Source organism: Deltaproteobacteria bacterium, assembly GCA_019308905.1.
Taxonomy (GTDB): Bacteria; Desulfobacterota; BSN033; order WVXP01; family WVXP01; genus JAFDHF01.
This window is the reverse complement of record JAFDHF010000052.1, coordinates 20,399-31,909: the sequence shown is the minus strand read 5'-3', so window position 1 is coordinate 31,909 and position 11,511 is coordinate 20,399. Positions and strand designations below refer to the sequence as shown.

The 11,511-nt window shown below is 57.4% G+C and carries 9 protein-coding genes; 8 read left to right on the top strand and 1 reads right to left on the bottom strand.

Annotated elements, in window-relative coordinates:
- Nucleotides 1–386 precede the first annotated feature (386 nt).
- A complete protein-coding gene (locus tag JRJ26_15325) occupies nt 387–1,091 on the bottom strand; it encodes a GntR family transcriptional regulator (GenBank protein MBW2058859.1) in 705 nt (234 codons plus the stop codon).
- A 421-nt stretch (nt 1,092–1,512) separates the two neighbouring features.
- Here JRJ26_15325 and gcvH point away from each other — a divergent pair, with 421 nt between their 5' ends.
- From gcvH to JRJ26_15285, 8 genes are all read left to right on the top strand, one after another.
- The gene (gcvH, locus tag JRJ26_15320) at nt 1,513–1,947 is read left to right on the top strand and encodes a glycine cleavage system protein GcvH (GenBank protein ID MBW2058858.1); all 435 of its coding nucleotides are present in this window, start codon (nt 1,513–1,515) and stop codon (nt 1,945–1,947) included.
- A gap of 174 nt (nt 1,948–2,121) precedes the next feature.
- Nucleotides 2,122–2,616 (top strand): 4Fe-4S dicluster domain-containing protein, encoded by a 495-nt coding sequence (locus JRJ26_15315; GenBank protein ID MBW2058857.1) that lies wholly within the window; start codon nt 2,122–2,124, stop codon nt 2,614–2,616.
- 99 nt (nt 2,617–2,715) lie between these two features.
- Nucleotides 2,716–3,576, top strand: a complete 861-nt coding sequence (locus tag JRJ26_15310) for a CoB--CoM heterodisulfide reductase iron-sulfur subunit B family protein (protein MBW2058856.1) — start codon at nt 2,716–2,718, stop codon at nt 3,574–3,576.
- Nucleotides 3,563–8,053, top strand: coding sequence for an FAD-dependent oxidoreductase (locus tag JRJ26_15305; GenBank protein ID MBW2058855.1), 4,491 nt, complete (start codon nt 3,563–3,565; stop codon nt 8,051–8,053). Before JRJ26_15310 ends, JRJ26_15305 begins: the two co-directional genes overlap by 14 nt.
- 33 nt (nt 8,054–8,086) lie before the next feature.
- The gene (locus tag JRJ26_15300; protein ID MBW2058854.1) at nt 8,087–8,512 is read left to right on the top strand and encodes a hydrogenase iron-sulfur subunit; all 426 of its coding nucleotides are present in this window, start codon (nt 8,087–8,089) and stop codon (nt 8,510–8,512) included.
- Nucleotides 8,505–9,455: a 4Fe-4S dicluster domain-containing protein gene (locus tag JRJ26_15295; protein ID MBW2058853.1), complete on the top strand. Its 951-nt coding sequence runs from the start codon at nt 8,505–8,507 to the stop codon at nt 9,453–9,455. Before JRJ26_15300 ends, JRJ26_15295 begins: the two co-directional genes overlap by 8 nt.
- A gap of 33 nt (nt 9,456–9,488) precedes the next feature.
- The gene (locus JRJ26_15290) at nt 9,489–10,607 is read left to right on the top strand and encodes a 4Fe-4S dicluster domain-containing protein (GenBank protein ID MBW2058852.1); all 1,119 of its coding nucleotides are present in this window, start codon (nt 9,489–9,491) and stop codon (nt 10,605–10,607) included.
- On the top strand, nt 10,540–11,400 hold the full coding sequence (locus JRJ26_15285; GenBank protein MBW2058851.1) for an FAD/NAD(P)-binding protein: 861 nt from the start codon (nt 10,540–10,542) through the stop codon (nt 11,398–11,400). The genes JRJ26_15290 and JRJ26_15285 overlap by 68 nt, the downstream gene beginning before the upstream one ends.
- Nucleotides 11,401–11,511: the final 111 nt, after the last annotated feature.

Genomic DNA, 11,511 nt, shown 5'->3' with positions numbered 1-11,511 from the left:
GTCCTGTATTCTTCCCTCATGGCGGTGTTCTCCTCCTTCTGCTAAGATTTTTCCCAAAACCTCAGAAGGATACACCGCCTGATTCCCTTTTTACACACTTTTTGATATTACCTCCTCCGAAATTGGTCCTAAAGGTCAATCTCGACAGCTGATTCCATAGGCACTACACGTATTTTACCCTTGCTTCCAACGGGTTGATATATCGACATTTTTCGACTATCGTGTTACTAGCGCTGTCGAACTCGGGCTTCTGGAATCAAGAAAACATTCGAGTCCTCAAGCTTCCCCGTTTCACCTCCTTTCTATAAGACCGCCAAGCTGACTGCAAACCCGTGATCGGTTTGGACGCAACTCTTTCTTGCAAAGACCACTCGCTTCTTTCTCCCCTACTTCCTCACACCTGGGCCTGTACCGAATATGCTGGCCACGGCAGCGACAATATCCCAATCTCCACTCCCTTCGTCCGCCTCACGAGGCCTCGCATGCTTGGCGTCCTTGTTTTCCTGGGAGAGATGATTCCAAAACTCCCGGGGAATCTGATCCCACAGGTACTGGATATGTATCTTGATAAACTCGAGAGCGCGATCCATCTCCCCGGAGGCGATGCTGTCCAAAAGGGGCTGATGCATCTCGGCAATCTCATTCAGATTATCCCGACGCAAGCGGTCCGCGGCCGCGCTTGCAAGCCTTGCCTTTCCATGGATGATCGACCATATCTGGAGGAGTATCTTCGAACCCGACCCGCGGCAGATATACTGGTGGAAGAGCATGTCTTGCTCCACCAGAACCGAAACGTCTCCTTCACCTGCGGCCCTCCTCATTGCTTCCACGTAACCCTGAAGGGTTGTGATGTCCTCTTCCGTTACTCTACGGAGGAAGCGCTTAACGGCGATGCCTTCCACCAGGGCTCGGAGAACATAGATTTCTTCGACCTCTTCCCTTGTTATCTGAGAGACGAACGTCCCCTTGTGCGGAATTCTCTTGACCAAGCCTTCCTGCTCGAGACACTTCAGAGCCTCGCGAACCGGCCCCTGGCTGGTATTGAAACTCCGACTCAGTTCGAGCTCCCGGATGCGTTCGCCCTGGCTCAATCTTCCGCTTAGTATGAGACTCGCGAGATACGGGTTGGAAGAACATCATCAGGCGCCTTCTTTCATTAAGATTATCACCGGAAATTCGGTTATTGTCGATTATCAATAATCTATTCTCGATTCTTAGTTAAGGGTATTTTTGCCCGAGTTCCTTGACCTTTGGCGAACGCCTTTGTCTCCGTATGGGATTACCGAAGCGGTGGGACGCCCATCAAAGGTGAGCAGGCCCACTCTGTGATGAAGGAGGATTTGGCGGGAGGGAGGTTTCCCTTTGGGAGGTTTGGGGAGAATGCGGCCTGGTGGGCGATCATGGCAAGGTCGAACACTTGACAGGGCGTGGAGGGCGTGTTAAGAATTCCGCGAACGCGGACGAGCGGTTTACCATGGTTTATCTCCGAAGAACCCGGAGAAAGGAGCGACTATGGAGATTGGAGGCTATCGGTTCCCCGATGATCTTTACTACCACAAGGAGCACTACTGGGCTCGAGTCGAAGGCACCCAGGTCGTCATGGGGGCCACTGATTTTGCTCAGAAGCTCGCAGGGGAGATCGCATACGTGGAATTGCCGGAACAGGGGCGCCGTTTGGAACAGGGCAAACCCTGTGGTTCCATGGAAACTGGAAAATGGGTGGGCCGCATCTATGCGGTGGTGTCAGGGACCGTGACGGAAGTCAACGAGGAGTTGGAGGAGACTCCCGAGTTGATCAACAAGAGCCCCTACGAAGAGGGATGGATCTGCAGGATAGAGCCATCCAACCTCGATGAAGAACTGAAGAATCTCATGGAGATCAAAGCCCTTCCTGATTTTATCCGTTCTGAAATTGAAAGAGTTGAGAAGATCAAATCCTCCAAGTGATGATCGACAGAGGTCTTGCCGAGTCCTACCCATGCCCCCACGAGTGGGTCGAGCCCGGCCTCCGAGGGTGCACCTCTGAAACGCAAACCAGGCCTCGCGCCATGGATCTTGAAAGGGCATGAGAGGGTATGCTAAGTTTTACCGGTTAGCGAGGAAGGGAGAAGGTCGTTCGTGATCAGAGTCGAGGAGCTCGTTTACAATTTCAAGGATGAGATTTCGAGAGAACCGGGTGGCGAGCACATCAAACGTTGCTACTCCTGTGGAACGTGTACGGCCGGTTGCCCGGTCCGGGAAGTGACCGATCGTTACAATCCCAGGAGGATCATCAGGATGGCCCTTCTCGGCATGCGAGGAGAGGTCCTTTCGAGTGATTTTATCTGGCTATGCTCGGCCTGCTACACCTGTTATGAACGCTGTCCCCAGGACGTCCGGATCCCCGAGTTGATGACGGCTCTCAAGAACATCGCTGCCCGGGAGGGCCACATACCCCCGCCACTGCTTGCCCAGGTTGACCTGCTGGAAGAGCACGGGCGTCTCTATGAGATCGGGGAGTTCGAGAACCAGAAGAGAAGAGGCCTCGGCCTCCCTGAGATCGAAGAAAACCCGCAGCCGATCGGGCGGATACTCGGTTCGGTTGGAACCGAGAGACCCCCTGCGCCCAGCGATTGACCTTATCTTTTCCAGGCTCTTTGCGGGCTCTTTCTCACTCGATCAGGGTTCTCCATGGGATATGCCCTCTTCCTAGGATGCACTGTTCCCGTCAGGTCGATGAATTACGAACTCTCGGCCAGGAGGGTGGCGGAGCGGCTCGGAGTCGAGTTTCTGGACATCAGTGAGTTCTCCTGCTGCGGCTATCCTGTGAAGACCCTGGATCAAGAGGCCGCTCTTGTCCTTGCTGCCAGGAACCTGTCCCTGGCCGAGGAGAGGAATCTGGATATCTGCACTCTCTGTAATGCATGCACCGCCACCCTTGTTGAAGCCAGCAAACGGTTGAGAGAAGACGCCGGCCTTCGGCACCGGGTCAACGGGATCCTCGAAAGGGCCGGCGGGAAATCCTATCATGGTACGGTGGAGGTGAGACACTACGCCAGGGTGCTCCTCCAGGAGGCCGGACTCGAAGGGATCAGAGAGAGGGTTGAAAGGGAACTCTCGACCCTGCGCCTTGCCGCCCATTACGGCTGTCACTATTTGAAACCCTCCTCCATCTACGACCATGTAGAGGATCCTGAAAATCCCCACACTCTCGATGATCTGATCGAGGTCACAGGGGCAGAGTCCCTCGCCTTTGAAGGGAAAAACCGCTGTTGTGGTGGAGGCGTGTTGGCAATTGATGAGACGGTCGCCCTGTCCATGGCCAGAGAGAAGCTCGATCGAGTCAGGGCCGTTCATGGTGACGCCGTAGTTATCTTCTGCCCCTTCTGCGGCATAATGTACGAGGCTAGCCAGAGAAAGATAGAGAAAATCTTCGACACCCGTTACGGCATACCCGTCCTATACCTCCCCCAACTTCTCGGCCTGGCCATCGGCGTCCCCCTCGAAGAACTCGGATTCGGGCAGAACAGAGTCAAGGTGCGGGGTCTTCTTGACAAGGCGCTTTCTCGCGAGGAAACCAAGAATGCAGGATCATAGGTCTGCAGAAGGGCCGCTCTGTCGTCCTGCAAATCCACGGTCCACGGGAGCCGTCATGATTGTTGGTGGAGGGATCGGTGGAATCCAGGCCTCCCTTGACCTGGCAGAGTCAGGATTCAAGGTCTACCTTGTCGAACAAGGCCTCACGATCGGGGGAAAGATGGCCCAGCTCGACAAGACCTTTCCCACCAACGACTGTTCCATGTGTATCCTCTCCCCCAAGCTGGTCGATGCCGGCCGCCACAGGAATATCACGATTCTCCCCCTGACCACGGTGGAACACGTGGAGGGAAAGGCCGGAAACTTCCGGGTTACCCTCCGAAAGAGCCCGAGATACGTCGATATCGAGAAATGTACCAGCTGCGGGGACTGTACAGATGCCTGCCCGGTCAACCTGCCAAACGAGTACGAGGCAGGACTCGTGACCCGCAAGGCCATCTACCAGCCCTTCGCCCAATCGATGCCCAGTGCTTACGGCATCGACAAACGGGGGGTGCCGCCCTGCAGAGCTCTCTGCCCGATCCACGTGAATGCCCAGGGCTATATCGCCCTGATCTCCCAGGGAAAATACAAGGAGGCCCTCGCCCTTGTCCGGGAGAAGAACCCATTCCCCGGTATCACCGGGCGGATCTGTACGCGGCCTTGCGAGAGCGGATGCCTCCGTGGGGACGGGGACCAGCCTGTAGCCATCAACGGGTTGAAACGATTCGTGGCAGATCACGAGGGTGCGGGAAGGCCGGATCTCACCCGGTCTTGCCGCAGAAGCGAAAGGATAGCAATAGTCGGATCCGGTCCTGCCGGACTTCTGGCTGCGTATGATCTCGGCAGAATGGGATACCCGGTCACCATCTTCGAGGCTCTCCCAGTGGCCGGGGGGATGCTGGCAGTGGGAATTCCGGAGTATCGACTCCCCCGGTACATCCTCGAGGCGGAAATAGAGATAGTCAAAAGTCTGGGAGTCGAATTTCGCCTGAACTCGCGGGTCGGGAGAGATATCACCCTGGCAGACCTCAGGGAGCAGTACCGGGCCGTTTTTCTGGCGGTGGGGGCCCATACCGGCAGCAGGCTCGGCATACTGGGTGAAGACCTTGACGGCGTCATCCGTGCCACCGATTACCTGAGAGGGTTCAACCTGGGGTGCCCCCCCCGAATAGGAGCTCAGGTCGTGGTCGTCGGCGGGGGTAACACCGCCATAGATTCGGCCAGGACTGCCCTGCGCCAGGGTGCGTCGCGGGTCACCATCGTCTACCGCCGTTCGCACCGGGAGATGACTGCCCAGATTGAAGAAGTGGAGGCCACCCGTGTCGAGGGTATCAACATCCGTTTCCTGGTGGTCCCTGTCAGGATTCTAGGCAGCCACGGCCGGGTGACAGCCGTAGAGTGCCTGAAAACAGAACTGGGGGAGCCGGATAATACAGGAAGGAGGCGGCCCGTCGCCGTGAGAGGGTCTGAGTTTTTTCTGGAAGCCGACACACTGATTCTCGCTGTGGGTCAGTCACCAGATCTCTCCTTTGTCCGAAAGGAAGACGGCTTGAGGATCAGCCGGATGGGGACCATCGAAGCCGACCCTCTCACCCTGGAGACCTCCATCCCCGGCGTGTTCGCCGGTGGGGATGCGGTGACCGGCCCGAAGACATACATCGACGCCTTGGCCGCCGGCCGCAAAGCGGCCGTATCGGTCGACCGGCTTGTTCGAGGCCAGAGCCTGAGAGAGGACCGTGAGGCCGAAGGGGCGCAGCAGACCCGTCTCCACCTTGAAACCCAGATCCCCCGCGGCCGGCCCAGGGCTCACGGGAAAACCCTTGCTCCGAGGGAGAGAACCGGAGACTTCAGGGAAGTCAATCTGGGTCTCGGCGAGGAAGAGGCCCTCCAGGAGACCGGACGATGTCTCCAGTGTGCGGGTTGCTCTGAATGCCTGGAATGCGTCAAGGTCTGTAAGGCCGAAGCCATATTCCACGACATGAAGGAAGAGATACTCCGTGTGCAAGTCGGCTCTGTCGTTGTCATGCCCGGGTTTGAAGGATTCGATCCCACGTCGAAGACCGAGTACGGGTACGGGCGTTTCCCCAATGTGGTGACCGGCATTGAGTTCGAGCGACTCCTCTCGGCATCCGGCCCCTTCCAGGGCCATCTGATCAGACCTTCCGACGGGAGACCACCCCAGAGGATAGCCTGGATCCAATGTGTGGGGTCGAGGGACCCTCACATGGGTCTGGCCTATTGCTCTTCTGTCTGCTGCATGTACGCTACCAAGGAGGCCCTCATGGCCAAGGAACATCTCCCGGATCTTGAGGCTACCGTCTTCTACATCGACATGCGGGCCTCAGGGAAGGGCTTTGACAGATACGTCGATCGGGCCAGGGATGCCTACGGGGTCCGATATGTAAGGTCACGGATCTCCGAGGTGAGAGAAGAACCAGAGACCCATGACCTCCTTCTCACCTATGAAACAGAGGAGGGGGTACTCATGAGAAAGCGATTCGACATGGTGGTTCTTTCGGTGGGTCTCCTGCCCTCCCCTACCGCCCGGGACCTGGCCGGAGTCTTTGAAATCGATCTCAACCCTTACCGCTTTGCCGAGACCTCTTGGGCCGAGCCTCTGAAGACCCGCCGTCCCGGAATCTTCGTAGGAGGTGCTTTCTCAGGCCCTAAGGATATCCCCGAGACCGTTGCGGAGGGAAGTGCCGCGGCTGCTGAAGCGGCTGCCCTTCTTGCGGAAAGTCGGGGGTCTCTGGCCGTGGCCCTCAAGCTCCCCCCTGAGCGGGATGTCCGTTACGAAAGGCCGAGAATCGGCGTCTTTGTCTGTCATTGCGGGGCCAACATCGGCGGCGTGGTAAGAGTCCCGGAAGTGACCCGCTATGCCTCCACCCTCCCTTACGTGGTCCATGCAGAGGAGAACCTCTACACCTGTTCCCAGGACACACAAGACCAGATAAAGAGGGCCATTGTGGACAATATGCTCAACAGGGTGGTCGTGGCATCATGTTCACCTCGAACCCATGAACCCCTGTTCCAGGACACCATCCGGGCTGCTGGACTCAATCGCCATCTCTTCGAGATGGCCAATATCCGTGATCAGTGCTCCTGGCCCCACATGAATCTGCCCAGAGAAGCTACCGAAAAGGCCAAGGACCTGGTCCGCATGGCTGTGAGCAAGGCGGCTCTCCTGGAACCCCTGGAGACGATCCGTGTTCCCGTGAGACCCCAGGGCCTTGTGGTGGGAGGCGGCCCGGCAGGACTGGCAGGGGTGATTAAAATGGCCGACCAAGGATATCGCGTCTATCTCGTGGAGAGGGAGAAGGATCTCGGTGGAAATCTCAGGCACATCCGTACGACCCTGGAAGGAGAAGATCCCCAGGCACTGCTCGATCGCCTGATCAGAACGGCCTCCCACCATCCCCGGGTGCAGATCTTCACAGGAGCCCGCGTAGAAAGAATCGAAGGGTTTGTGGGCAACTTCAAGACCACTTTGAGGATTGCCGGTGGGAAAACCATCGAGCTCGAACACGGTGTGGTTATCCTGGCCACCGGGGCCAATCAACAGACACCGGGAGAGTACCTCTACGGTCAAGACGACAGGATCCTGACCCAGCGCGAACTCGAATCGATCCTCGAGGACGATCCCTCACGACTCATGAGCCGGGAGGGATATCCAACGGTCTGTATGATTCAGTGTGTGGGCTCCAGGGATGAGAAACACCCCTTCTGCAGCCGGGTCTGTTGTGCCGTTGCCCTGAAGAACGCCCTTGCTCTAAGGAAACGTCTCGTTCAGGCGAGGATCTATATACTCTATCGCGATATTCGAACATACGGCTTCATGGAAGATCACTACCAGAAGGCAAGAGAAGAGGGAATCTCTTTTATCCGTTTCGATCCGCAAAGAAAACCCAGGGTTGAAAGGCGCGGCGGGCTGCTCACTCTCACTGTGTATGATCCCCTTCTCCAGGACGACCTCGTTTTCAATCCTGACTGGCTTGTCTTGAGCGCCGGGATAGAACCACCTGAATCCAACCAGGTGCTGGCCCAAATGCTCAAAGTTCCCCTGAACGAGGACGGCTATTTCCTGGAAGCCCACGCAAAACTCAGGCCCGTCGACTTTGCAACCGAAGGGGTATTTCTGGCTGGTATGGCTCATGGGCCGAGGTTTGTCAACGAGGCCCTCGTGCAGGCCGGTGCAGCGGCCTCGCGGGCCTGTACTATACTTTCCAAGGGGGTCGTCGAGGTTCCGGGTCTGGTCTCCTGGGTGGACGAGGCGAGATGTGTCGCATGTGGCCTGTGCGAGGCGATCTGCCCATATCATGCCATTGAGGTGGTTGCACGGGAGACAGCAGCCGGTAAAACAGAAGTGGCCCGGGTCAACGAGGCCCTCTGCAAGGGCTGCGGGGCCTGTGCCGCGTCCTGCCGCTCCGGTGCCGTCGACCTCAGAGGGTTCAGCGACGAAGAGATCCTCGCTCAGATCGTTCATATGAACGCGTGAGTCCCCCGACTCGCGCGAATCGAGGGATCCGCAATGGCTCCTGATTGGGAACCGAGGATTCTCGCTTTTCTCTGCAACTGGTGCTCCTATGCCGGGGCTGATCTGGCCGGAACATCGAGGATCCAGTATCCGCCGAACATCCGAGTCATCCGTGTGCCCTGCTCAGGGAGAATCAACCCCCTCTTTATTATCAAGGCCCTGCAGAGCGGGGCCGACGGCGTCCTGGTTGCAGGTTGCCATCCCGGAGACTGCCACTATGAGACCGGAAACTACCTCGCCAGGCGAAGGGCGGCCGTCCTGAAAAGCCTTCTTGAGTTTCTGGGAATCGAGGAGGAACGAATCCATTTCTCATGGGTCTCGGCTGCCGAGGGTGCAAAGTTCTCTCAACTGGTGGAAGAAGTCACAAAGAGGGTAAAGCGGCTGGGCCCTTCAAGGAGGCTTGTGAAGATCGATGGCTGATCTTATTGGAGAAGAGAAGATCCGTGCTCTTGCCAGGAACCTCCTCGCCGAGGATCGCGTCGACGTGGTGATCGGCTTTGAAAGGGGCACCCTACCCCTTCGTGCTTCCCCCGTCTTCATCCGGGACGCCGGAGATGCGGACAGATTGATCTGGGACTGTTTCTGTGAGAACAACCTGGCCAGATACCTAATCTCCCTCAATTCTCAACGGGTCGCTCTGGTGGCCAAAGGATGCGACACGCGGTCTGTGGTGGCTCTCCTCCAGGAGAGACAGATCCACAGGGACCGGGTCACCATCATCGGGGTTCCCTGCCCTCGCATGGTGAATCGCCGTCGGGTCATGGAGGAGGCAGGAGGCGAGATTCGTTATGCACGGCTCCAAGGAGCCGACCTCTACCTGGAGGGGAGGGAGTTCAGGAAGACCCTCAAAAAAGACGATTTTCTCTATCCAAGCTGCACGGCCTGTACCCATCGCAACCCGGTCATCTACGACTTCCTGGTGGGAGAACCGGTGGAGGAGGAATCGGTCGGAGAAGATCCATGGATTGCCTTTGAGAAACTGCCCGATCATGAGCGGTGGGCCAGATTTTCACGGGAGATCGCTCCGTGTATCCGGTGTTACGGCTGCCGCCAGGCGTGCCCCATGTGTTACTGTACCGAGTGTTTCGTGGATAGCACCTCTCCCAGGTGGATCGATAAGGGGCTTGACTTATCGGATATCCAGGTCTGGCAGATCGTCCGGACCCTGCATCTGGCAGGCAGATGCGTCGGATGCGGAGCGTGTGAGAGGGCATGCCCGGTGGGAGTAAACCTCTTCTATATGCACGGGAAGCTCAACCAGGAGTTGAACTCACTTTTTGCCTTTGAAACCGGAATCGACGCTGGGGCCCCTCCGCCTCTGGCCACCTTCAGCCCGGACGACCCGGAGCAGTTCATCAGATAGAGGACGGCAGTGAAGAGTCTCCACAAACGGCAGGTGCTCCCTTTTCTTGAAAGGCTGTTGCTGAGATGGGAGGTCTACGCTCCGGTCCGAGCCGGAGGGGGGGTGGAATTTACCAGGCTCGGCCGCGGCGGCTCCATATGTCTGGATTTTCCCAATAGCAGGATACCTCCGAAGAGTATCTTCTTCCCACAAAAGGAGACGATGTTTCGCTTTGAGAAGGACGAACAGGGATTCCGGGTAGAGCCTCCCAGAGGACTGGACAGGGAGCGCATCCTCTTCGGCATGAGGCCCTGTGACGTCCATGCCATGGCCCTGCTCGACCGAGTCTTTGGTGGTGGCGAGTTCCATGATCCTTACTACCTGGACAAGCGAAAGAGGAGCGTCATTGTCACAATCGGCTGCAATCAACCTGCAGCAACGTGCTTCTGTTCTTCCACGGGCTCGGGTCCCTTTTCCAGGACAGGGGCCGACCTGTTTTTCACTGATATCGGGGAGAGCTATGTGGTCGACATCCTGACGAAAAAGGGTGGGGAGGTCGTAGAAGAAGGGTTCCTGGCAGATGCCTCATCCGAGGAAGTTGAGAAGGCCGAAAGGATAGCTTCCGAGGCCGCGAAAAGCCTGGTTTCATTTGTAGAAGTAGAGGGGCTCGAGCAGAGCCTCGACCGGATGGGAGAGAGTCCTTTCTGGGCTCGGGTCAGTGAAAAGTGCACGGGATGCGCGATCTGTACCTTTCTCTGCCCCACCTGCCACTGCTTCGACATGGCCGACGAGGGAGGAGAGTTCAAGGGCAAACGGGTGAGGCACTGGGACAGCTGCCTCTTCCCCCTTTTCACGCAGCAGGCCTCGGGGCACAATCCACGACCAACCGGGCGAGAACGTATGCGGCAGAGGATCATGCACAAGTTCAACTATTTTGTCAAATCCTTCGGCGAGGCCGCCTGCGTGGGCTGCGGCCGGTGTATCATTTACTGTCCCGTCAATTTCGACATCAGAAAGGTGATCGAAGGGATCAAGGGGCAGGAGGTGGAATGGGAGAGGAGTAGAAAGGTTGACAACCGTGGGGGAGGTTTCTGTGCACGTGCCGATGAGACAGGAGAGAGGGCCTGCGGTCAATCCCTATCTTCCCATGCGGGCCAGGGTGATAGGGACTAGGATTGAGACGGACGATCGGATGCTCAAGACGATCGATCTCTCTCCGGCAGGCCTGAAGGTCCCGGAGGGGTTCCCCTTCAAGCCGGGGCAGTTCTGTGAAATATCGATCTTCGGAAGAGGAGAGGCTCCCTTTGGAATCGCTTCTTCCCCCACGGAGGTAGGATTCCTTCGCTTTACCGTAAACAGAGCGGGACTCGTGACGGCCGCTATCCACAGGCTCGAAAAGGGAGACGAGGTGGGCCTGAGAGGCCCCTTCGGCAAGGCCTTCCCCATCGATCTCTTCGAGGGTAACCATGTGGTGGTCATTGGAGGTGGATTCGCGTTTACCACCTTGAGATCTCTCGTGGTCTACATGCTCGACAAGCAGAATCGATCCCGTTTCGGCGGAATCACCGTAATCTATGGGGCGAGGTCTCCTGGGCTTCTCCTTTACAGGGAGGAGCTGACGGCGTGGGGTAGGCAGGACGATCTCGATCTCTATGTGACCGTTGACCAGGGTGACCAGGACTGGGATGGGCTGGAAGGCTTCGTGCCCGACGTGGTCGCCCGTGTGTCGCCGTCGGCAAAAGGGACATATGCTGTTGTATGCGGCCCCCCCATCATGATCAAGTTCACCCTTCCCAGACTCCTTGAGCTGGGTTTTCAAGGCGATCAGGTATATACGTCCCTGGAAAGGCGCATGAAATGCGGACTGGGCAAATGCGGCCGGTGCAATATCGGCCACCTCTATGTATGCAAAGACGGCCCCGTCTTCAGCTACGCTCAGCTTGCCAGGCTGGTTCTGGACGATTGAAGGGCAACCCATCTGAGGACCACTCTCCATGGGTCAGGACCAAAGGATGTTCGGAATGGGCGGCCAGGCTCCTTAGGAAAGGGGGGGGCATTTTCCTGTACACAAGGGTAT

Coding starts and splice junctions, on each gene's coding strand:
- JRJ26_15285 (MBW2058851.1), top strand. CDS start 10,540: ATGAGACAGGAGAGAGGGCCTGCGGTCAATCCCTATCTTCCCATGCGG.
- gcvH (MBW2058858.1), top strand. CDS start 1,513: ATGGAGATTGGAGGCTATCGGTTCCCCGATGATCTTTACTACCACAAG.
- JRJ26_15310 (MBW2058856.1), top strand. CDS start 2,716: ATGAATTACGAACTCTCGGCCAGGAGGGTGGCGGAGCGGCTCGGAGTC.
- JRJ26_15305 (MBW2058855.1), top strand. CDS start 3,563: ATGCAGGATCATAGGTCTGCAGAAGGGCCGCTCTGTCGTCCTGCAAAT.
- JRJ26_15300 (MBW2058854.1), top strand. CDS start 8,087: ATGGCTCCTGATTGGGAACCGAGGATTCTCGCTTTTCTCTGCAACTGG.
- JRJ26_15295 (MBW2058853.1), top strand. CDS start 8,505: ATGGCTGATCTTATTGGAGAAGAGAAGATCCGTGCTCTTGCCAGGAAC.